Raw genomic sequence first — 21,950 nt, 5'->3', positions numbered from 1 at the left:
CCGCCTTACTTAAACTGTTTGAGGAAACGCAGATCGTTTTCGAAGAACGCACGCAGGTCGGTGACGCCGTAACGCAGCATCGTCAGACGCTCCATACCCATACCGAAAGCGAAGCCGGAATAGATTTCCGGATCGATGCCCACATTGCGCAGAACGTTCGGGTGCACCATGCCGCAACCCAGAACTTCCAGCCACTTGCCGTTTTTACCCATCACATCCACCTCAGCGGAAGGTTCGGTAAACGGGAAGTAAGACGGACGGAAACGAACCTGCAAATCTTCTTCAAAGAAGTTGTTCAGGAAATCATGCAGCGTGCCCTTCAGATTGGTGAAGCTGATGTCTTTATCGACAATCAGCCCTTCCATCTGATGGAACATCGGGGTGTGCGTTTGGTCGTAGTCATTACGATAAACGCGGCCCGGCGCAATAATGCGGATTGGCGGCTGTTGGTTCTTCATGGTGCGGATTTGCACGCCGGAAGTCTGGGTGCGCAGCAAGCGCGTGGCGTCGAACCAGAAGGTATCGTGATCGGCACGCGCCGGGTGGTGACCCGGAATGTTCAACGCGTCGAAGTTATGATAGTCGTCTTCAATCTCAGGCCCAGTCTCAACGGAGAAACCCAGTTCGCCGAAGAAAGCTTCGATACGGTCGATGGTACGGGTGACCGGATGCAGCCCACCGTTTTCCATACGACGGCCCGGCAGGGAAACGTCGATGGTTTCTGCTGCCAGTCGCTCGTTCAGCGCAGCCGATTCCAGCGTATTTTTACGCGCGTTCAGCGCATCCTGCACTGCCTGTTTTGCCTGGTTGATTACCGCGCCTGCTGCCGGGCGATCTTCTGCCGGCACGTCACGCAGCGATTGCATCTGCAAGGTAAAATGGCCTTTCTTGCCTAAATATTCGACGCGCACCAAATCCAACGCGGCAACATCCTGGGCATCTTCTACGGCTGCCTTGGCATTGGCAACCAGCTCTGCGAGATGTGGCATTGCTTTCCTCTTCCTCTGGCCGATATGGCTCTAAGTAATTGTTATCTATTATTCGAACACGCCTTTAGCACATCTTCAAAGCATTTAACGCTTTAACCCGGCTCAGAAGACGGCCAAAAACAAAAAAGCCTCCACAGGGGAGGCTTAGGCGCTACTTTTCGTTTCTTTTCTTACGCGCAAAGCCTCCTGAGATCAGGCGCTAAAGTAAAAGAAGAAACGAAAAATAGCAGCGTGCATGATTGCGTTACCTTGTCGATGATTGTCCACCAGTGATAAAGCGGCGGGCAATAAAAGTCAATATTGTCTCTGAAAGCTAAAGATTAAAAGAGGGAGCAAGCTCCCTCTTCAACTGACTTACGCCAGTGCTGCTTTCGCTTTCTCAACCAGTGCAGAGAATGCCACTTTGTCGAAGACCGCGATGTCAGCCAAGATCTTACGGTCAATTTCAATAGAAGCTTTTTTCAAGCCGTTAATGAATTTGCTGTAAGACATGTCGTTCTGACGTGCAGCTGCGTTGATACGTGCAATCCACAGCTGACGGAACTGACGCTTACGTTGACGACGGTCACGGTAAGCGTACTGACCTGCTTTGATTACTGCCTGGAAGGCAACACGATAAACGCGCGAACGGGCACCGTAGTAACCTTTCGCTTGTTTTAAAATTTTCTTGTGACGTGCGCGTGCAATTACACCACGTTTTACGCGAGCCATATGCTCTCTCCTAAAGTCTTATTCTAGATTCAAAAAAAATGGCTTAAGCGTACGGCAGGCACGCGGTAACCAGGACCAGATCGTTTTTAGACACCATGCCTTTCGGACGCAGGTGACGTTTACGCTTGGTTGCTTTTTTGGTCAGAATATGACGCAGGTTAGCATGTTTACGCTTAAAACCACCGCTGCCGGTTTTTTTGAAGCGTTTGGCTGCACCACGTACAGTTTTAATCTTTGGCATTTTAATTAAATCCACTTCGCATTGTTAAACAACGAATCAGTGAGGCGAATAAAACCCACACAACGCAAGCGCTGCGCGGGTTCGATTACTTGGAAGCCTTACTGTCTCTTCTTCGGTGCGAGCACCATGATCATCTGACGGCCTTCGATCCTCGTAGGGAAGGATTCGACAATGGCCAAATCAGAATCTTCACACAGGTCTTTACGGACGCGGTTAAGCACTTCCATACCGATCTGTTGGTGCGCCATCTCACGCCCACGGAAACGCAGGGTGATTTTGGCTTTATCGCCATCTTCCAGAAAGCGAATCAGGTTGCGTAGTTTGACCTGATAGTCGCCATCATCGGTACCAGGACGGAATTTGATTTCCTTGACCTGAATAACTTTTTGCTTCTTCTTCTGTTCTTTTGTCGACTTGCTCTTCTCGTAGAGGAATTTGCCGTAATCCATGATTCGGCAAACTGGCGGTTCGGCATTTGGGCTGATTTCTACTAAATCAACGCCCGCTTCCTCAGCTTTTTCAAGAGCTTCATTCAGACTGACAATACCAATCTGCTCGCCATCGACGCCGGTTAGGCGAACTTCTTGCGCGCGAATTTCTCTGTTAATGCGATTAGGACGCGCCGGTTGAACTCGTTTTCCGCCTTTAATACTTTATTCCTCCAGTTGATGAAGACTACGGCTGCGAATCTCTTTTTGCAGCTTGTCTACGACTTCGTTTACGTCCAGGCTTCCCAGGTCTTTGCCACGGCGGGTACGAACGGCAACTTTGCCTGATTCGACCTCTTTATCACCGCAGACCAACATGTAAGGAACCCGTCGTAAAGTATGTTCGCGAATTTTAAAGCCAATCTTCTCATTTCTCAAGTCCGCTTTAACGCGAATCCCTGCGTCCTGCAGTTTTTTGGTCAATTGCTGGACATAATCAGACTGGCTGTCGGTGATATTCATCACCACCACCTGCACCGGAGCAATCCAGGTTGGGTAGAACCCTGCGTACTCTTCGGTAAGAATACCGATGAAACGCTCCATGGAGCCCAAAATAGCGCGGTGAATCATTACCGGGACCACGCGATCGTTGTTTTCGCCAACATACGATGCGCCTAAACGGCCAGGTAAGAAGAAATCGAGCTGCACGGTACCACATTGCCATGCACGATCCAAACAATCATGCAGAGTAAATTCAATTTTTGGTCCGTAGAAGGCACCCTCACCCGGCTGATATTCAAACGGAATCCCGTTTTCAGTCAGCGCCGCAGCCAGATCCTCTTCCGCACGGGTCCACATATCGTCAGTCCCGATACGCTTTTCAGGGCGAGTAGAAAGTTTTACCGCAATCTTGTCGAAGCCAAAGGTACCGTAAACATCATAGACCATACGGATACATTCGTTCACCTCGGCACGCACCTGCTCTTCAGTACAGAAGATATGGGCGTCATCCTGGGTGAACCCGCGTACGCGCATCAGGCCATGCAGAGAACCCGAAGGCTCGTTACGATGGCAGCTGCCGAACTCACCCATACGCAGCGGCAAATCACGGTAGGATTTCAGGCCCTGGTTGAAGATCTGCACGTGACCCGGGCAGTTCATCGGCTTGATGCAATACTCGCGGTTTTCCGACGAGGTGGTGAACATGGCATCTTTATAGTTTTCCCAGTGGCCGGTTTTTTCCCACAGCACACGGTCCATCATAAATGGCCCTTTCACTTCCTGGTACTGGTACTCTTTGAGCTTCATGCGCACAAAGGCTTCCAGCTCGCGGAAAATTGTCCAGCCATCGTTGTGCCAGAACACCATACCCGGCGCTTCTTCCTGCATATGGTACAGGTCAAGCTGCTTGCCGATCTTGCGGTGGTCACGCTTGGCGGCTTCTTCCAGACGCTGCAGATAGGCATTCAGCTGTTTCTTGTCTGCCCATGCAGTGCCGTAGATACGCTGCAGCATTTTATTTTTACTGTCGCCACGCCAGTAGGCGCCAGACGTTTTCTGCAGTTTGAAGTGATGGCAGAAACGCATGTTCGGCACGTGCGGACCGCGGCACATGTCGACATATTCTTCGTGGTGATACAGGCCAGGACGGTCGTCATGGCTGATGTTCTCATCCAGAATCGCCACTTTGTAGTTTTCACCACGCGCGGCAAAGGTGTCACGGGCTTCTTGCCAGCTAACCTTCTTCTTGATGACGTCATAATCTTTGTCGGCCAACTCATGCATCCGCTTTTCCAGCAGATCCAGGTCTTCCTGCGTCAGGGTACGGTCGATATCAACGTCATAATAGAAACCGTTGTCGATCACTGGGCCGATAGCCATTTTGGTGTCTGGCCACAGCTGCTTGATGGCATGACCCAACAGGTGCGCACAGGAGTGGCGCATGATTTCCAGGCCTTCGGCATCCTTGATGGTGATGATAGCCAACTGCGCGTCTGATTCGATCAGATCGCCGGCATCAACCAGTTCACCGTTCACACGGCCGGCAATACAGGCTTTCGCCAGGCCAGGGCCGATATCGCGGGCAACATCCAAAGGGGAAACAGGGTGATCGAAATGACGCTGACTTCCGTCAGGAAGAGTAATAACAGGCATTAATAATTCCTTATCTACAGTGGTGACCCACACGACAGATCACATGCAGTACGAAAATTGAGTTTGGGTTTAGTCAGCCAAGTTTCAGATCTCGCCCACAATTGCCAGATTGAAACCTAACTTGGTACACAGAATGGAAAGCATACCTTCACAGCCATATTGGCTAAGCGGATAGTATCACTAAAATTGTTCCGGATAAATAAACTGCGGCACAGGCCCGGCTTTAGCGGGAAGCTGGGCGGTCCTTCAGGTAACCCAACGCGGCAATCAGGCAGAAGGCGTAACCCAACAGCTCGCAGCCCTCTTCCACCATGTTCTTCACCACTCGGTTATAGCCATCCAGCATCAGCATTTGCCACAGAGAATTCATGCCAAACAAGCGTGAAAATACCAGAATGCACAGCAGGCCTGCGCACATCATGCCGTAGCTCGGATGCGTCACGAAATGCGCCAATCCCTGCACCGTGGCCTCAATGTGGCGTGACGCATACCACAGGCATCCAAGCGTCACCGCCAAGGCGAACCACAACCAGGAACCGTGCCACAGCATATCGAAGGCAAAATCCATCTCGCGGATCAGCATGCAAAGGAAGAAACCTCCCGCCAACACCCATGCGGGCCGGTAGGCAACTTGCCGGCGTGCAGCCACCAAGAACAAGCCTGAGATGGCGGCCAGCATCACTTCCTGCGCCGATTCGGTTAAGGAGGTTTCGTAGACAAAATTATGCAACCAGTGCACATCAATGAACATTAAGCCCATCAGCGCAGCCAAAAATGCGCTGTAAAGCAGAAAAGAGCCTATTTTTCCCAGTAAAATTTGCAGATCATGTTTCATAGTCATACTCGTTATTATTTAAAGCGCGACTATGGTATTCACCTGCGCAAGGGGATCGTAGCAATTGATGCGGAATAGGCTTACTTCGTGTCTGATTTGCCACTAAAGGGCCATAAAAAACAAAAATCCCCGGCAAATTGCCAGGGAGGATGCCAGTCTTTCCTGGCTGTCACTTCACCGTCGTGAAGATCCGGGCCTCTCATCCCGATACTGAGACGCGCAAGTAAGACCCGGCTTACTCCTTGTCGCCGTTATTCTCTCACCACCACGATACGGCTGTTGGTCTTAACGCCCCACAGGCCGGCCAACGCGCTGATGACTGCGCCAATCAGCAATGCGAAGAATGACCACAGGGCCGCATGAGACAAGGCCTTAGCCGCTTCCGCTGCCTGCTCGCGCGCTTTTTGCTTCAGCTCTGTATATTCCTGCTTAGCCTGATTGATTTTTACTTCCACGTCATTCAAGCGCTGATTCACCAGCTGCGCCGTTTTGTTTTTCGCATCCACCAGATTTTTGACGGTCTGGTCAACTTCCTGCGGTGTCATATCGGTATTCTCCGACAGCGCTTTCTTGAGCGAATCCTCATCGACGTCCTGCGAAATGGCCTCACCGTGCTTTTTCAATTTGGCAACCAGATCCTGAATAATTGCATCGCTATTGTCAGGCTGCAGCGCCAACGCTTTTACCGCGTCCCCCACTTCACTCTTGGCCGCGTCCAACTGTTGCTGCATAAACTCCGGCTGCAATGAAGGGATATCGCTTTTTTTCAGTGCCGCCACGACATTGTCTTGTAACTTTTCGGATTCCAACTTGGTGTCGATACCCAACTTATCAAACACTTTGCCGCCGGCATCCGCGAGACCCGAAGCGCCTTTACCAATGGCTGACCCGGCACCGGAAAGCAGGCTACCGGAAGTTGAGGCAATAGCCCCCAGCGCGTTCCCGGTAGCTTTGACTGCAGACCCCACCAACAAAGCGCCCAACACGGCCGCTACAATCAGCGAGGTGGCCCAAACCAGGAAACCGTGGATTAACCCATCATTCGCTGCCAGACGACCGGCAATAAAGGCACCGGCAGCCAGGCTCAGGATGATCGAAATTGCAGACCAAACCACTACAGTAGTGCCGGCCCCGTTGACCGGATCGTCAGAGGTCGGATCGACGATGGAAAACCCCAGACTGGTCCCCAGAGTAGACAGCAGCAGCGACACCGCCAAAACGGTGATAACCCCGCCAATTACGCTGCCCCACGATATTTTTTTAACCGTTGCCAATTCGTTTGCCACTTGCATAGTAAAACTCCTTTTAAGCTTTTCGATTAAGTGAAACTGCCCGAAAGCCCTATCAGTATAGAATCCAATAAAAAAAGGGGTGGCTTAATGATCAAAAATATAAAATTAACTAATGATACATGTACTCTTTGTCCGTGTTTAGCCGGCGTTTTGCTCCCTGCACATTGCGCAAATCAGCGATGGCGAACATCTCTGGCTCCCGCTATCCTGATGCCATTAACGGCAGAGTTGAGAAGCACCCCGCATCATGAACCGGTTATTGAAATTACTCGTTGGCGCCTGCCTTGTGCTGACGGCTCTTTTTGTCCTGCTCCATCTGGGAGCAGACCGTCATCCACGGGCCATCGCGGTGAATGAGCCGCCGATGGAATGTGAGGATACACCGGAGATTACCAATGATTGCGTGAACGACGATGACGCTAATACCGACGCCGTTCTTGAATTGCTCCCCCCTGGCAGTCCAGGTTAACGGCGTGAGAACCTTTTATTAATTCATTGTATTTTAAGTCACTTATTGCGGAAGCAATTCGCATTTCATGGCAGGCGATCAGGTTGCGCTGTCGTGTTTTAACTGAAAACAGGGAGTTCGCTTTATGACAAGTATTCTGCAGTTATTCCAGGCCATCGGACTGGGTTTGGTGCTGCTGTTGCCACTGGCCAACCCGCTGACCACCGTCGCGCTGTTGCTTGGCCTGTCGGGCAATATGACGCGCGAAGAACGCAATCAGCAGTCGCTGATGGCATCCATTTATGTGTTCTTTATCATGACGGTGGCGTTCTACGCCGGCCAAGTGGTGATGAACACCTTCGGCATTTCCATTCCCGGTCTGCGTATTGCCGGTGGGTTGATTGTGGCATTTATCGGTTTCCGCATGTTGTTCCCGCAGCAAAGCGCAGAAGACGCGCCAGAAGTGGAAACCAAGTCAAACGAACTGCGTAAGAAAACCTCGGCCAATATCGCCTTTGTCCCCCTGGCAATGCCAAGCACCGCTGGCCCCGGGACTATCGCCATGATCATCAGCTCCGCATCGAGCATTCACGAAAATACGCTGGGTTTCGCCCATTGGGTGCTGCTGGTGGCCCCGGTGGCGATTTTCTTCTCGGTTGCTTTTATCCTGTGGGTTTGCCTGCGCAGTTCCGGCGCCATTATGCGCCTGGTGGGCAAAAGCGGCATCGAAGCTATTTCGCGTCTGATGGGGTTCTTGCTGGTGTGTATGGGCGTGCAGTTTATTATCAACGGCGTGCTGGAAATCATCTCCACCTACGTGCCTGCGGCCTGACAATAAGGGCGCGGTATCAGCCGCGCCCTTCACGATATTTACTTTCCTGCCGGTGCCTGCGCACCCAATATCCCCTTACCTTCCGGCACTTCGGTAAAGCGGCTGAGGATTTCGCTGTAGGTTTTCGCCGGATCCAATTCCTTGAACTGATTCGGATAGATAAACTTCGCCAGATATTCCAGCCCGACGATGTTGTACGGGTGGTTATAGAAGTTATGGTAAATGCCGTAGAAGCGCCCCTCCTTCACCGCCGTGACCTGAGCGAAACCCGGGCGTTGCTTCATCCGGTTAAAAGCGTCATCAACCTGCTGCTGCGTCACGCCGTAACCAAAGGGCACTGCGGCATTGGTTTTGGTCGCCCATTGAGAGCCGGACACGATATAGGCGTCAGGTTTCATGCTGATCACTTTTTCCAGGGAGACGTCGCCGGTTGCGCCAGGCAACAGTGCGGAGCCCAGGTTACGTGCGCCCACCGCCTCGATCATCCCCCCCCAACCGACGTGAGAATGAGTGAAACAACAGGACTCAAGCCCGTTAAGACCGGCTTTTGCCTCGATAAATACCAACGGCTTTGGCTCGACGGCTTTGGTTTTATCCAGGATGTTCTGATAATGCTGCTGATAGAAGTCGGTGTACTGTTTCGCTTCGCTTTCGCGGTTGAGGGTCTCACCCAGCAGCGTGATGCTTTTCGGGGTGTTTTCCACCGGCTTGAGCATGGTGTCGATAAACAGCACCGGAATGTTGAGCGCTTTCAGCTTATCCAACACGCCAGTCTGGCTCAGTGAAGGCTTGGAACGCAGTTGAGCCACCATCAGATCAGGCTGTTTGGCGATCACGCTTTCCAGGTTGACCTCGCCCTTATCACTAAAACCCATATCGATAATGCCGTTGGCTTCCGGCCACTTGTTACGCAGGATCTTCCAGGTTTCACCGTCGCTTTTCTTGAGCAGGTTATTCCAGGCCACCAGCCGGGCGAAAGGATCGGCGCGGTCGAGCAAGGCCAGCGTCAGAATATCGCGCCCGTCCTGCACCACAATGCGCTTCGGCTCTTGCTTGATGGTCAGACTCTGGCCAGAGGTATCTGTCAGGGTTAACGGATAAGTGGTCGCCATCGCCTGAGCGGACAAACCGCAGGCGCAGGCCAAAGCCAACAGGGTGATTCGACGGTGCACGTAAAACTCCTTAGCGTAGGAAATCAGTGCGGAAATAATAATGAGAACCGCTCCCATTATCAAAGATAACCCCGGGTGCGTTTTCGCTTAATTGAAAAGGGATGTGAACAGGGAAAAAGCAGCGCACCGAATCCGATGCGCTACTGAGGTCAAATCAGGCCGTAAATCAGCGCCGACAGCGCTATCAGGCCCATCACCAGGACAAAGACGTTGCTCAGCGCACGATAGCGGCGCATCGCGGGCACTGCACGCACAGCGTACATCGGCAGAATAAACAGGATCGCTGCAATCAGCGGACCGCTGATGGTTTCGATAATGTGCAGCGCACTTGGGTTCCACACCGTCGCCGCCCAGGTCAGCAGGAACAGCGATATCGCAGAAATTCGGTGCGTAATTCGCGAGCTCAAGGGTTTACCAACCGCTCGCGTCAGGCCGTCGATCAGGCTGGTTGCCCCTTCGGTCACGCCCAGGGAAGTACCGAGATAAGACTTGGCCATCGCCAGCATCGCCATCATTGGGCCAAGGTAGGCGATCAGCGGGTTGGAGAATTTGTTCGCCAGCGTGGTCAGCACGGTGATGTTTTGATCTTTCGCCTGCTGCATATCCTCATGTGACAGGCTCAGTACGCAGCTAAAGACAAAGAACAAGACGGTGACGCAGATCAGCACATAGCTGTAGCGCATGATACGCGCGCAGCGGCGTTCGGCCTTCTCACCGTACAGGCTCTTTTGCGTGGAGGCGAAGGACGAAATAATCGGCGCATGGCTGAAAGAAAACACCATCACCGGCACCGCCAGCCACAGTGAATGCCACAGGTCCGGGCTGCTGAACTGGGTGTTGGCCAGGCCGCTGACAAAGTTTGCCGTTTGCCAGGTGGGTACCAGATACAGCGAGATACCCATCAAAAACACCAGCAGCGGGAACACCAACATGCCCATCGCCGAAACGATAGCGTCTTTGCCGCGCAGCAACACCAGGTTCAGAACCACCACCACCGCCAGGCTCAGCCAGACACGCGGTAGCGGCGCCAGGTGAAACTGATGGATCAGGAAGCTGTCCAGCGCATTGGTGATCGAGATGCTGTACACCAGCACGATCGGGAAGAACGCCATCAGGTACAGCACCATGATGATTTTGCCGGCCAGCACGCCAAAGTGCTCCACCACCACATCATGGATATTGCCGTCACGGCTGGAGCCTGACAGCACAAAGCGGCTCAATGCGCGGTGCGGTAAATAAGTCAGCGGGAAAGCGAACAACGCCATCAACAACAGGACCAGCGGGCCATTCAGACCTGCATTGATCGGCAGGAACAGGGTTCCTGCGCCGACAGCGGTGGCATAGAGCCCAAACATCCACACGGTATCGGTTTTATTCCATTTGGCAGCCTGGGCGGTTGCCAGCGTGCCTGAATCGGGAGAAATCGTACTCATAAGAAAGCTTACCTTACTCTTCAGCGACAACGATTGCGCTCAACGGGATATCCTTCTCCGCGAATTTTTAATATTAATCAGTGGATTAACGCAGTATTTCACTCTTGTTCCTGCTAAAAGGACGGCAAAGGATAATGAAAAATGCGGCTCGGGTCTATGTTTTATCGGCTGACAGAGTGATTTACGAGCAGAAAATGCTGCCAAAATCAGCACGCTCGGCCAAAAGAAAAGGGCCTCGAACGAGGCCCTTTCAGATTTACTTGTTGGCGTCCGGATGTTCCGGTACGGCGGCGCTGCCCATCTCCTTCTCATCGCGGATCATCGAGCGGTCTTTACGCACGCTGGCCACGTCTGAGGCGTCGATTGGCTTGGCGCTGTTGCCCCAGCTTGAACGGATGAAGTTCACCACATCCGCTACCTGCTGGTCGTTCAGACGCCAGCCGAACGGCGGCATGGTGATGTTGGAAACCGCCCCTTTCACCGCCGGCGTGGTATTACCTGTCAGCACGATATGAATCAGCGAAGTCGCGTCTTCGGTCTGTACCACCGGATTGCCCTTAAGCGCCGGGAAGGCGCGTTTATAGCCTACGCCATCGGTGCGGTGGCAGGCCGCGCAGTTATCGACGTACAGCGCCGCTCCGGGCTTGCTGTCGTTACCGCGCCACAGATCCTTGGCGACGCTGTCTTCGACCGGTGCCGCCTGCTGCTTGCCGTCTTTCGGCGGCAGCGTTTTCAGATAGCGCGAGATCGCCGTCAGATCCTCATCGCTGAGATACTGCAGGCTGTGCTCTACCACGTCGCTCATGCCACCAAACACGATAGACTTGTCGTTGCGTCCGGTTTTCAGGAACTCCGTCAGTTCGGCTTCGCTCCAGGTCCCCAACCCATCCTTGTTGTCACCGCGCAGGCTGGAAGCCACCCAACCGTCGATCGGCGCATTGCTGCCGGACAGATAGGTGTCGCCGTCGTTATTGCTCAGCGCTTTTTCCTGCATGGTAAGGCTACGTGGCGTATGGCAGGCGCCACAGTGACCCAGCCCTTCCACCAGATAGCGACCGCGTTCAATCACCGGATCCGCCTTGGTGTCAGCCACAAAGTCGTCCGGTGAAGGCGCAAACATGCCGCGCCAGATGCTCAACGGCCAACGCATCGACAGCGGCCAAGGAATGTCGGAATCCTTGTTGGCCTGCTCCACCGGTTGCACACCGTGCATGAAATAGGCGTACATGGCGCGCATGTCATCCTCTTTCACCAAGGCAAACGACGGATACGGCATCGCCGGGTACAGGGTGCTGCCGTTTTTGGCGACGCCTTTGCGTACCGCATTGTCAAAGTCTTCGAAGCTGTAATCACCGATACCGGTTTTCTTGTCCGGCGAAATATTGGTGGAGTAGATGGTGCCGATCGGCGTTTCCATCGCCAGACCGCCTGCAAACTCTTTACCGCTTTTGCCGTTGGTGTGGCAGGCCACGCAGTCACCGGCGCGCGCCAAATACTCACCGCGTTTGATCAGCTCGCTGCTGACGGTGGCGTCCTGCGCCCATACGGAAAAACTCAGTGCACTGAGAACCAGTGCGGGAACAAATGCTTTCATCAGTCGCCGTCCTTATGCCTGCACCAAAGGGCCTGGGTTTTTCAGATACTGCTCGCGAATGGCACGGGCAGACCAGTAAGCCAACGCGGCCACGGTGCCGGTCGGGTTGTAACCCAGCCCCTGAGGGAAGGCCGAAGCGCCGATCGAGAATACGTTATGCACGTCCCAGCTTTGCAGATAGCGGTTCACCGCGCTGGTTTTCGGATCTTCCCCCATCACCGCCCCGCCGTTCATATGGGTGGTCTGGTAGCTGGTGGTATCAAAGTGGCTATTGGCGTTTTTCGGGCTGCCGGCGATCAGTTTAGGGTTCATGGCCTTGGCGATAGGTGCCATTTTGTCGTACATGAACTGCGACATCTTGACGTCATTTTCCTGCCAGTCGAACGTCATGCGCAGCAAGGGCTGGCCGAAGACGTTCTTGTAGTTGGGATCGAGGTCCAGATAGTTGCTGCGGTACGACTGATGCGCACCGTGCGCATCCATCGATACATGGTGGGTATAAGCATCGGCCACTGCCGCTTTCCACTTGCTACCCCAGGCTGGCGTTCCTGGCGGCGTTGGCAAGCCGGAAATAGGCTTGGTCCCTGCCTGGTTGACCCAGAACGGCGAACCGCCGACGAAGCCTTCTTTGGCATGATCAAAGTTATCGGCGTTGAAGTCGTCAACACCGACACCGTTACCGCCGGCGCCGATGAACGGGTTGGTGTATACGTCCTTGTCGAAGAACGCCTTGATGGTGGTCATGTTCTGATAGGCGAAGTTACGCCCTACCACACCTTCGCCGGTCACCGGATCGTAAGGTTTACCGATGCCGGACAGCAGCATCAGATGCACGTTGTGGAACTGGAACGCCCCCAGGATCACCAACTCCGCCGGCTGCTCGACTTCACGACCCTGCGCGTCAATGTAATTCACCCCGGTCGCACGGGATTTATCGGCGGTCAGATTCACTTTCAACACGTTAGCGTTGGTGCGCAGCTCAAAGCGTTTTTCCATACGCAGCGCCGGCAGAATGTTGACGTTCGGCGAAGCCTTGGAATACATGTAACAGGCATAACCGCTGCAGAAACCGCAGAAGTTGCACGGCCCCATCTGCGCACCGTACGGGTTGGTATAGGAATCGGAGGTGTTGGCGGAAGGCAGGTTATACGGGTGATAACCTACTTCCAGCGCCGCTTTCTCGAACAGCTGGGCAGAGAAGGTATTTTTCTGCGCCGGCAGCGGGAAGTCGTCCGAACGGTCACCGGCGAACGGGTTGCCGCCCTTTTGACCCACTTTCTGGCCTTTGATGGTCCAGGCGGTGCCCGAAGTGCCGAATACTTTCTCGGCCTTGTCGAAGAATGGCTCCAGCTCGGCGTAGCTCACGCCGAAATCCTGGATGGTCATGTCTTTCGGGATAAAGCTCTTGCCGTAGCGCTCTTCGTAATGGCTGCGCATACGCAACTCAATAGGATCGACCCGGAAATGGACGCCGGACCAGTGCAGGCCCGCGCCGCCCACGCCGGTACCCGGTAGGAACGCCGCCAACTGGCGGTAAGGCACCGCAGTCTGGCTGGTATTATGACGAATGGTCACGGTGCTTTTCGACAGATCCTGGAACAGCTTGCGGCGGATGTTATAGGTCAGTTCGTCGATCACCTGCGGATAGGAACCGTCCGGATAGGTATCGCGCATCGGGCCACGCTCCAGCGCCACCACGTTCAGGCCCGCTTCGGTCAGCTCTTTGGCCATAATCGCGCCCACCCAACCGAAACCGACGATCACCGCGTCTACTTTTTTCATTACCGTTGCCATTGTTACCCCCTCTCCCCACGAATCGAGACCGGAGGTAAGGGATAACGTTCCCCTCGCTCAACCCAGTCCATAAAGTCGGCGCGCGCGCCCGGAAAATTAATCAGCTTCCAGCCAACCATGTCTTTATTGCCGCCATGGATCGGGTCGCTGAAGAAACCTTCGCGGGTGTTTTGCAACAGGTAGGAGAAGAACAATTTTGCCGGCAACTGCGAGAATTCCGCCTCTCCGGACTCAAACTTCTGCAACAGCGCATCCTGCTGTGCAGCGTCAAGTTCAGCAAAGGGTTTACCGGCGGTTTTCTTGCAGTAGGCATCAGCATCTGCGATGCCCAGGTTATAGATCTGTTTTGGCACCAATGGCAGTTGATAACCCATTTCTTTCGGTGCATCCGGGTTAAACGGTCCCTGCATGTACCAAATAGAACCGGTGGCGTACGGGGTATTCATTTGACGATCGATAAACTCCGGCACGCCGGCCTCCAGCGCACCGGGGCCGCGTTCATCCGCCGGGATCAGTCGCGCCACAGCGGCTTTAACGAAGGCCCACTCTTCCGGCGTAAAGAAAGTCGGTTGGTAATCTTGCTGTTTTGAGGTGTCTGTTGCCGCAACCGCCGGGATTGGAGCTGTCAGCGCACTCACGCCACTGCCGCCAATCACTGCTGCGGGAATTAAAGTCATCGATTTCAACAGGAAATCGCGCCGTGAATTGTTAGTTTTATCGTCCGACATATCACATTCCATCCAAAGATAATCACAACTATTTAACCTCAACCTTGCGGTCGATGCGGGTTTTAAACACAAATTGTTACTTATTTGTATATTTATTGAAGACCAAAATGTGAACAAAAGCCAAAATGTTACCGGTAACTTATTGAATAAACGTAAAGATTTGATGGGTAATGTAAAGTTAACGATTCGTGCGGTTTTTTAGGTAACAGGATGGGAAATAACGAAAAATGAGAGATATGTCGCGAATTTAGCGCTAGCCAATAAAAAACCGGCTGCTGACGCGGCCGGTTTTACGAAAAAATCTTGGCTAGGGTGACATCGCCTGGTAGGCGGTGGTCACTTTCCAGAGATAGCGTGGCGCCTGCGGGGCAGGATGCTTTTTCTGGATGTGTTGATAAAACTCATCCGGGCTCATTTGGTTGATACGGTTCACCGCCACACGCTTGTCCGATGAGAAAGTGCGAAGCATAGCGCCCGCCCCATTCACGTAGGAAACGATGGTGGCGTAACGCAACGTCTGTGGATTGTTGATCCCGGCTAGCTGCTGGCTTTGAAGAATATTGATATAGGCCGTTCCCAGATCAATATTGACCGCCGGATCCTTCAACTCACGCGAGCTTGGTTGCCCGCTTCTTCCTTTTAAACGATAGGCATCACGCCCGGCGGTTGAAGGCTTCAGCTGCATTAATCCCACTGCGTTCGAGGTGCTGACTGCGTTCGGGTTAAACCCGGACTCCACCTGAATAATCGCTTTAATCAGCGTTTCGTCAACGCCATAGCTGCTGGCTGCCTGACGAATGTAATCGTTATAGGCTATCGGTGTCCCCGTGCGGTTAACCGGTGCCTGCGGGGGGGTTTTTAGCCAACCACCACGCGATGTGCCACTGCCTGAATTATTAGTTGCTGTTTGCGGGTCTTTCGCACACCCCGACAAAAGCAAAATTGCCGTCAGGCAACCTATTTTTGTTTTCACAGAATCCCTCACTCCTTTCAATGAGTTGCGTAGCATATACAACTTGTAAGGACGCCTGTACGGTTTTTTTGGTCTATTCTCAAGCTACTCGTATACCAAGAGGTGATTTATGAGTCAATCTGCAACGACGTGTTTTGTGGTGACTTTTCGCTATCAGGAAGAAGGATTAGCTGATTTAGCCAAGCTGACAGGACAATTAACCCTGCAAGGATTTGTCACGTCGGTGGCCGACGAAAATGGCGTTCCGCACGAGCTGGGCAGCAACAGTTTTGCGTTAATAACCCCACTGGATCAAGAGGATGTACGGCAATTGGCCCAGAAGCTTGGTCAGGTGGCCTTGGGCAAGGCGCCGGAGGTCGACATCGTCACCTATGAGGACTACGTAAAGCGGTTACATACTGATACATAAAATGCTATAACTCACTGCTGGGTATTATTTCGCTTCGCTGTGGAAATAACCGGCAGTTTGCCTGCAGGTGACGCTTGACTTTGCTCTAATTGATATTGATAATCATTTTCATTTGAGCCAGGAGATGTCACCATGTTTTTGAAACAACGCGCTTTTCCCCGCCTATCCCTCGTTAAGAATAGGGCCTACTTCCGCCCTTTCACCCTGCTGTGTCTGTTGTTGACCGCCAGCCTTGCCAGCCATGCCGCGTTGGCGGAAAAGAAGCTGCGCGTGGTGACCACTTTCACCATTATTCAGGACATTGCCCAGAACGTAGCCGGTAACGCCGCCGTAGTGGAGTCGATCACCAAACCGGGTGCAGAGATCCATGATTACCAGCCTACACCACGCGACATCGTCAAAGCGCAGCACGCCGACCTGATCCTGTGGAACGGTATGAATCTGGAACGCTGGTTCCAACGCTTCTTCGAGAACATTAAACAGGTGCCTGCGGCCGTGGTCACCGAAGGCATCACCCCGCTGCCGATCCGCGAAGGGCCTTATAACGGCAACCCGAATCCACATGCCTGGATGTCTGCCAGCAATGCGCAGGTGTACATCGAAAATATCCGCAAAGCGCTGGTGCAGTACGACCCGGCCAATGCAGAAACCTACAATCGCAATGCTAAAGCCTACGCCGCCAAAATTGCCGCGCTGGATGCCCCGCTGCGCGAACGCCTGTCTCGCATTCCGGAAGCCCAGCGTTGGCTGGTGACCAGCGAGGGCGCCTTCAGCTATCTGGCCAAAGACTATCAGTTGAAAGAAGTCTATCTGTGGCCGATCAACGCCGATGAACAAGGTTCACCGCAGCAGGTTCGCCGGGTGATTGACGCCGTGCGTGCCAACCACATCCCGGTGGTGTTCAGCGAAAGCACTATTTCAGACAAACCGGCCAAGCAGGTCGCGAAAGAAACCGGCGCAAAATACGGCGGCGTGCTCTATGTCGACTCCCTGTCCACCCAGGATGGCCCGGTACCGACCTATATCGACCTGCTCAACGTCACCGTACAAACCATTGCCAAAGGATTTGATCAATGACAAGTGAGGTTTTTGTCCGCCCTGAGTTGAGCGTGGACGACGTTACCGTGACCTACAACAACGGCCATACCGCGATCCACAACGCCAGCTTTACCCTGAGCGGCGGTGCCATCTGCGCGCTGGTTGGCGTCAACGGCAGCGGTAAATCGACCTTGTTCAAAAGCATTATGGGCCTGGTGCGGCCCACCACGGGCCGCGTACAGCTCAACGAGCAGCCGGTCGCGCAGGCATTAAAGAAAAACGTTATTGCTTACGTGCCGCAAACCGAGGACGTTGACTGGAATTTCCCGGTGCTGGTGGAAGATGTCGTCATGATGGGCCGTTACGGCAAGATGAACTTCCTGCGTATTCCTTCAAAGGAAGACCGGCTGCGGGTGGACAAGGCGCTGGAGCGCGTTGGGCTGAGTGAGTTACGCACCCGCCAGATCGGCGAGCTTTCCGGCGGGCAGAAAAAACGCGTCTTTCTGGCGCGGGCACTGGCGCAACAAGGCAGCGTTCTGCTGCTGGACGAGCCTTTCACCGGGGTCGACGTCAAAACCGAGAACGCCATTATCGACCTGCTGCGCGCACTGCGTGATGAAGGCCACCTGATCCTGGTTTCAACCCATAACCTGGGGAGCGTACCGGAATTTTGCGATCGGGTGATCCTGATTAACCGCACGGTGCTGGCTGCCGGCCCAACAGAAACCACCTTTACCCAAAGCAATCTGGAACAGGCGTTTGGCGGCGTACTGCGCCATATCAATCTGTCAGGCCCGGATCTGCACGACGACAACGATCCGCGCACGGTCACGGTATTGACCGATGACGAGCGGCCAGCGGTGTTCTACGGCCATACCAAGAGCGATCCGCCGGCGCAAAGCCAGCCGAAGGGGAAACAACCCTGATGCTGGAACTTCTGCTGCAACCCTTCAGTTACAACTACATGGTCAAAGCCATTTGGGTCAGCGCCATCGTCGGCGCCGCCTGCGCGTTCCTTTCGGCCTACCTGATGCTAAAGGGCTGGTCGCTGATGGGGGACGCACTGTCACACTCGGTGGTACCCGGCGTTGCCGGGGCCTATGCGCTAGGCCTGCCCTACGCCGCCGGAGCCTTCTTCACCGGCATGCTGGCCGCGCTGGCAATGACGCTGGTGCGCCACGTGACTCGCCTGCGCGAAGACGCCATTATCGGCTTTATCTTTTCCACCTTCTTCGCCGTAGGCCTGTTGATTGTGTCGCTAAACCCGACCTCGGTTAACGTCCAGTCGATTATCTTCGGCAATATCCTCGGCATCGCAGATGAAGACGTATTGCAGGTCGAGATTATCATCGGCGTTTCGCTACTGATCTTGTGTCTGGTGTGGAAAGACTTACTGGCAGTGTTTTTTGACGAAAACCACGCCGTGTCTATCGGCCTGTCGCCGCTGCGGTTAAAGATCCTGTTCTTCACCCTGCTCAGCGCCTGCACCGTAGCGGCATTGCAAACCGTTGGCGCCATTTTGGTGATCGCTATGGTGATCACGCCGGGGGCTACCGCCTACCTGCTGACCGACCGCTTCAGCCGGTTGGTGATTATCGCCATCGTGATTGGCGCACTGACCAGCGGCCTGGGCGCTTACCTCAGCTTCTTCCTCGACGGGGCTACCGGCGGGGTGATCGTGACTCTGCAAACGCTGGTATTCCTGGCCGCCTTTTTCTTCGCCCCCAAACATGGGCTACTGGCGTCCAAACGCCGCGTGGCACGTGAACAGACCGGAGGCCACTGATGGAAATCCTGTATCAACTGCTCAGCGAGCCCTTCGCCTATCCCTTTATGCAGCGGGCAATCCTGGCCGCCATCGTGACCGGCGTGGTGTGTGCGGTGCTCTCTTGCTATCTGGTGCTCAAAGGCTGGTCGCTGATGGGTGACGCCATCTCGCATGCGGTGCTGCCCGGTATCGTGGTGGCGTTCGTGCTCGGCATCCCGGTGGTGATAGGCGCCTTCTTCTCCGGTATTTTCTGTGCGGTAGCTACCGGTTACCTGAAAGAAAACAGCCGGGTGAAAGAGGACACGGTGATGGGGATCGTTTTCTCCGGCATGTTTGCCTTTGGCCTGGTGCTGTTTTCCCGTATCGATACCGATCAGCACCTCAGCCACATTCTGTTCGGCAATATGCTGGGCATTACCGATGCAGAGCTGAAGCAGACGTTGCTGATGGCTGGCATTACGCTGCTGGTGGTGTTGCTGAAACGCAAAGATTTGATGCTCTACTGTTTTGATCCCAACCATGCCAGGGTGATTGGCCTGCCGGTGAAACTGTTGCACTACGGGCTGCTGTGCCTGCTGGCGCTGACGATTGTCGCCTCATTGCAGGCCGTCGGGGTCATTCTGGTGATTGCGATGTTGATTGCTCCAGGCATCATTGCCTTCATGCTGTGCCGCAGCTTCGACCGCATGCTGATAGTCGCCACGGTGGTGTCTGTGTTCTCCTGCGTACTCGGCACCTTGATCAGCTTCCACATTGACGGTGCCACCGGCCCCTGCATTGTGATAGTCCAGGCCATTCTGTTCGTGTTCGCCCTGCTCTACAGTAAATTTAAACCGTTACAACGTCACGAAAATGGAATGCTCGACGCAAAACCTTGAAACAGGCGGCGGTGCCTAATGGCCCCGCCGCTGCTCATTACGCCTGCTGATAGATATCCGGTCGGACAATATGCCAGACAAAATCCTCGCGGTTTATCGCTTCATAACCCACCTTTTGATACAACCACGGCGCAGTACCGGTCACCAGCATAATCCGCCGCAGCCGCTGCAACACCGGGTGTTCCAGCGTGCAATCCATCAACCAACGCGCTAACCCTTGTCCCTGGTAGTCCGGGGAGACAAACACATCGCACAGATAGCCAAAAGTAGCGTAATCCGTCACCAGACGCGCAAAACCAATCTGCTGGTGTTGATGGTACAGGCCAAAGCACAGGCTATTGTCGATAGACAACTGCACCGTCGGCAACGAAATGCCGCTCGCCCAGCTTGAAGTGGTCAAAAATGCGTGAGTAAAGGAGAGGTTCAGTTCACTTGTATCGCAGTTGATCCGGTATTCCCCTCGGTGCCACTGCCGGTTTTGCTCCATTGTTGTTCATCTCATTGATAATGATAGTTATCTGAATCCTGCCCCTGCCGTAATAGCTGACGACCTTATAAACATCGCTCTCACGCCGCCAAGTTGCAACAGACGTCGTACTTAAATTAATCAATAGCGTATATACTTTGAGCAAATGCGATGGCGATAAAATCGCCGGTTGTTGGTGCCAGCTGTGCGCCAGGTCGTGTTTTCACAGGGCTAAAGACGCTAACCTAATGAATTCGCAGGCAACACAGAGGGGGTGTACCATGTGGCAAGCCGTTAGCCGTCTGTTAAGTGAACATCTTGGCAGCGCAGAAATCCGCGAAAGGACCGAACTGCCCGGGGGAGAAATCCATCCGGCGTGGCGCGTGAGTTACGGTGACAATCAGGTGTTTGTCAAATGCGACGCTCGCGAACTGTTGCCCATCTTCACCGCCGAAGCCGACCAGCTGGCCTTGCTGGCGCGCAGTAAAACCGTGCGGGTTCCGCAGGTGTACGGCGTAGGCAGCGATCGCGATTACAGCTTCTTGCTGCTGGAATACCAAACCCTGAAACCTTTAGACGCCCATGGCGCTCACTGTCTCGGACAACAGCTGGCCCATTTACACAAGTGGAGCGAACAGCCGCAGTTTGGCCTCGACTTCGACAACGACCTGTCCACCACCCCGCAGCCCAACGCCTGGCAGCGCCGCTGGTCAGAGTTTTTTGCCGAACAGCGCATTGGCTGGCAACTGCAGATGGCGGCAGAGAAAGGCATGACCTTTGGGGATATCGATGAGATTGTCGACATCGTGTATCTGCGTTTGCAGCATCATCAGCCGCAACCTTCTCTTCTGCACGGGGATTTGTGGCCGGCCAACTGCGCAATGACCGCCGACGGCCCACTGCTGTTCGATCCGGCCTGCTATTGGGGCGACAGAGAGTGTGATTTGGCCATGCTGCCGCTGTATCCGGAACTGCCGCCGCAAATTTACGACGGCTACCAGAGCGTCTGGCCGTTAGAGAGCGGCTTTATCGAACGTCAGCCGCTTTATCAACTGTATTACCTGCTCAACCGCAGTAACCTGTTCGGCGGGCAGCATCTGGTTCGGGCCCAACGCGCGGTGGAAGCGTTGCTGCATCCCGAGTCCCGATAAAATAAAGGCGCTGAAATCAGCGCCTTTTTAATGAGCAGCCGTTATCAGGCCGCCCCGGCCAGTTGGCCGAGCAGCTTGATCACAAACCAGCCAATCACCGCAATCACCACCGGCAAGATGTACAGCGGGAAGTATTGCAGCAAGATGGTGTGGTGCGGCAGCGTAATGCGCTCTTCCAACTGCGCACGCGTATGCCCTTCGCTGCCTTTAGCCTGTTCGAGGATCATCTGATCTTCCAGGCCTTCGCGGATAAACTTCACCTGACGTGACATACGTGCGCCAGAGGCCTGCAGCGCCAGCCCGACAAAAATCAGAATATAAATGATGATAAACATCAGGTTCGCGCCGCTGAACAGGCTTTTTTCTACGTCCGGTACCGGCGAGTTATACCAGAAGATATTCAGGAACGGGGTGTTAAAGCGCACCATATCTACCATTACGTGAACGAAATCCAGCATTACTGCGTTGATGCCTTTGGTCTTTTCGCTGTGTTGATACACAAACATCAGCAGCGAGATCAGCGTTGACAGTAACGCAGGGATGAAAACCACCCAGCCAAGAATACGTTTTAAAATGGCAATGCGCCCAGCCTGTTGATACGTCATGTGTTCCCCTT

General features: G+C 53.9%; 24 protein-coding genes and 1 other annotated feature. Of the genes, 8 read left to right on the top strand and 16 right to left on the bottom strand.

The window, feature by feature from the left end; all coding sequences use genetic code 11:
* Nucleotides 1-5: 5 nt before the first annotated feature.
* The 8 genes from pheS to EBA31_RS11145 form a co-directional block, all read right to left on the bottom strand.
* Nucleotides 6-989: a phenylalanine--tRNA ligase subunit alpha gene (gene pheS / locus EBA31_RS11180; RefSeq protein ID WP_020826621.1), complete on the bottom strand. Its 984-nt coding sequence runs from the start codon at nucleotides 987-989 to the stop codon at nucleotides 6-8.
* Between the two features lie 118 nt (nucleotides 990-1,107).
* Nucleotides 1,108-1,230: a sequence feature (Phe leader region), on the bottom strand.
* Entirely contained in the window at nucleotides 1,182-1,226 is a 45-nt protein-coding gene (pheM, locus tag EBA31_RS26920; protein ID WP_121626058.1) for a pheST operon leader peptide PheM, read from the bottom strand. (Overlaps the previous feature by 45 nt.)
* A 113-nt stretch (nucleotides 1,231-1,343) precedes the next feature.
* On the bottom strand, nucleotides 1,344-1,700 hold the full coding sequence (gene rplT, locus EBA31_RS11170; protein WP_020826620.1) for a 50S ribosomal protein L20: 357 nt from the start codon (nucleotides 1,698-1,700) through the stop codon (nucleotides 1,344-1,346).
* Between the two features lie 43 nt (nucleotides 1,701-1,743).
* Nucleotides 1,744-1,941 (bottom strand): 50S ribosomal protein L35, encoded by a 198-nt coding sequence (rpmI, locus tag EBA31_RS11165; protein ID WP_004931418.1) that lies wholly within the window; start codon nucleotides 1,939-1,941, stop codon nucleotides 1,744-1,746.
* Between the two features lie 98 nt (nucleotides 1,942-2,039).
* Nucleotides 2,040-2,591 carry a translation initiation factor IF-3 gene (gene infC, locus EBA31_RS11160; RefSeq protein ID WP_013812633.1) on the bottom strand — a complete coding sequence of 184 codons (552 nt, stop codon included), beginning with the start codon at nucleotides 2,589-2,591 and terminating at the stop codon, nucleotides 2,040-2,042.
* A gap of 3 nt (nucleotides 2,592-2,594) precedes the next feature.
* A complete protein-coding gene (gene thrS, locus EBA31_RS11155) occupies nucleotides 2,595-4,523 on the bottom strand; it encodes a threonine--tRNA ligase (protein WP_041414516.1) in 1,929 nt (642 codons plus the stop codon).
* Between the two features lie 223 nt (nucleotides 4,524-4,746).
* Nucleotides 4,747-5,358 carry a hypothetical protein gene (locus EBA31_RS11150; protein ID WP_122080611.1) on the bottom strand — a complete coding sequence of 204 codons (612 nt, stop codon included), beginning with the start codon at nucleotides 5,356-5,358 and terminating at the stop codon, nucleotides 4,747-4,749.
* A 251-nt stretch (nucleotides 5,359-5,609) separates the two neighbouring features.
* On the bottom strand, nucleotides 5,610-6,650 hold the full coding sequence (locus tag EBA31_RS11145) for a PspA/IM30 family protein (RefSeq protein WP_122079062.1): 1,041 nt from the start codon (nucleotides 6,648-6,650) through the stop codon (nucleotides 5,610-5,612).
* A gap of 247 nt (nucleotides 6,651-6,897) precedes the next feature.
* On the opposite strand from EBA31_RS11145, the gene EBA31_RS11140 reads away from it, so the two are divergent.
* Together EBA31_RS11140 and EBA31_RS11135 are read left to right on the top strand one after the other, a co-directional pair.
* Nucleotides 6,898-7,119, top strand: a complete 222-nt coding sequence (locus EBA31_RS11140; protein WP_122079060.1) for a hypothetical protein — start codon at nucleotides 6,898-6,900, stop codon at nucleotides 7,117-7,119.
* A 124-nt stretch (nucleotides 7,120-7,243) separates the two neighbouring features.
* Nucleotides 7,244-7,930, top strand: coding sequence for a MarC family NAAT transporter (locus EBA31_RS11135; protein ID WP_020826577.1), 687 nt, complete (start codon nucleotides 7,244-7,246; stop codon nucleotides 7,928-7,930).
* Nucleotides 7,931-7,968: 38 nt separating this feature from the next.
* Here the strand turns inward: EBA31_RS11135 and EBA31_RS11130 are convergent, their stop codons facing one another.
* The 6 genes from EBA31_RS11130 to EBA31_RS11105 all read right to left on the bottom strand — a co-directional run bounded on the left by EBA31_RS11130 (nucleotide 7,969) and on the right by EBA31_RS11105 (nucleotide 15,624).
* Nucleotides 7,969-9,102: an ABC transporter substrate-binding protein gene (locus EBA31_RS11130; RefSeq protein ID WP_046375047.1), complete on the bottom strand. Its 1,134-nt coding sequence runs from the start codon at nucleotides 9,100-9,102 to the stop codon at nucleotides 7,969-7,971.
* A 149-nt stretch (nucleotides 9,103-9,251) separates the two neighbouring features.
* Nucleotides 9,252-10,535, bottom strand: coding sequence for a septum site-determining protein (locus EBA31_RS11125; protein ID WP_020826575.1), 1,284 nt, complete (start codon nucleotides 10,533-10,535; stop codon nucleotides 9,252-9,254).
* Nucleotides 10,536-10,791: 256 nt separating this feature from the next.
* Nucleotides 10,792-12,129, bottom strand: a complete 1,338-nt coding sequence (locus EBA31_RS11120) for a cytochrome c (protein ID WP_162302885.1) — start codon at nucleotides 12,127-12,129, stop codon at nucleotides 10,792-10,794.
* 12 nt (nucleotides 12,130-12,141) lie between these two features.
* On the bottom strand, nucleotides 12,142-13,923 hold the full coding sequence (locus EBA31_RS11115; protein ID WP_041414502.1) for a GMC family oxidoreductase: 1,782 nt from the start codon (nucleotides 13,921-13,923) through the stop codon (nucleotides 12,142-12,144).
* A 2-nt stretch (nucleotides 13,924-13,925) separates the two neighbouring features.
* Nucleotides 13,926-14,651: a gluconate 2-dehydrogenase subunit 3 family protein gene (locus EBA31_RS11110; protein ID WP_122079055.1), complete on the bottom strand. Its 726-nt coding sequence runs from the start codon at nucleotides 14,649-14,651 to the stop codon at nucleotides 13,926-13,928.
* A gap of 307 nt (nucleotides 14,652-14,958) precedes the next feature.
* Nucleotides 14,959-15,624, bottom strand: a complete 666-nt coding sequence (locus EBA31_RS11105; protein WP_020826571.1) for a transglycosylase SLT domain-containing protein — start codon at nucleotides 15,622-15,624, stop codon at nucleotides 14,959-14,961.
* Nucleotides 15,625-15,733: 109 nt separating this feature from the next.
* Between EBA31_RS11105 and ghoS the strand changes: the two genes are divergently transcribed.
* The 5 genes from ghoS (at nucleotide 15,734) to EBA31_RS11080 (ending at nucleotide 19,717) form a co-directional block, all read left to right on the top strand.
* The gene (gene ghoS / locus EBA31_RS11100; RefSeq protein ID WP_020826570.1) at nucleotides 15,734-16,033 is read left to right on the top strand and encodes a type V toxin-antitoxin system endoribonuclease antitoxin GhoS; all 300 of its coding nucleotides are present in this window, start codon (nucleotides 15,734-15,736) and stop codon (nucleotides 16,031-16,033) included.
* Between the two features lie 132 nt (nucleotides 16,034-16,165).
* Entirely contained in the window at nucleotides 16,166-17,110 is a 945-nt protein-coding gene (locus EBA31_RS11095) for a metal ABC transporter substrate-binding protein (RefSeq protein WP_122079053.1), read from the top strand.
* A complete protein-coding gene (locus tag EBA31_RS11090) occupies nucleotides 17,107-17,997 on the top strand; it encodes a manganese/iron ABC transporter ATP-binding protein (RefSeq protein WP_122079050.1) in 891 nt (296 codons plus the stop codon). Before EBA31_RS11095 ends, EBA31_RS11090 begins: the two co-directional genes overlap by 4 nt.
* Nucleotides 17,997-18,857: an iron/manganese ABC transporter permease subunit YfeC gene (yfeC, locus tag EBA31_RS11085; RefSeq protein WP_046373759.1), complete on the top strand. Its 861-nt coding sequence runs from the start codon at nucleotides 17,997-17,999 to the stop codon at nucleotides 18,855-18,857. Before EBA31_RS11090 ends, yfeC begins: the two co-directional genes overlap by 1 nt.
* A complete protein-coding gene (locus EBA31_RS11080; protein ID WP_122079047.1) occupies nucleotides 18,857-19,717 on the top strand; it encodes a metal ABC transporter permease in 861 nt (286 codons plus the stop codon). Before yfeC ends, EBA31_RS11080 begins: the two co-directional genes overlap by 1 nt.
* A 37-nt stretch (nucleotides 19,718-19,754) precedes the next feature.
* Here the strand turns inward: EBA31_RS11080 and EBA31_RS11075 are convergent, their stop codons facing one another.
* The gene (locus EBA31_RS11075; protein WP_122079045.1) at nucleotides 19,755-20,204 is read right to left on the bottom strand and encodes a GNAT family N-acetyltransferase; all 450 of its coding nucleotides are present in this window, start codon (nucleotides 20,202-20,204) and stop codon (nucleotides 19,755-19,757) included.
* A 260-nt stretch (nucleotides 20,205-20,464) separates the two neighbouring features.
* Here EBA31_RS11075 and EBA31_RS11070 point away from each other — a divergent pair, with 260 nt between their 5' ends.
* Entirely contained in the window at nucleotides 20,465-21,334 is an 870-nt protein-coding gene (locus tag EBA31_RS11070; RefSeq protein WP_020826564.1) for a fructosamine kinase family protein, read from the top strand.
* A 44-nt stretch (nucleotides 21,335-21,378) separates the two neighbouring features.
* On the opposite strand, the gene EBA31_RS11065 is transcribed toward EBA31_RS11070, so the two are convergent.
* Nucleotides 21,379-21,939 (bottom strand): YniB family protein, encoded by a 561-nt coding sequence (locus EBA31_RS11065; RefSeq protein ID WP_020826563.1) that lies wholly within the window; start codon nucleotides 21,937-21,939, stop codon nucleotides 21,379-21,381.
* Nucleotides 21,940-21,950 lie beyond the last annotated feature (11 nt).

The organism is Serratia sp. P2ACOL2, from assembly GCF_003691565.1.
Lineage (GTDB): Bacteria > Pseudomonadota > Gammaproteobacteria > Enterobacterales > Enterobacteriaceae > Serratia > Serratia liquefaciens.
The sequence above is the reverse complement of the archived record's forward strand: the minus strand, read 5'-3'. Positions and strand labels throughout refer to the sequence as shown.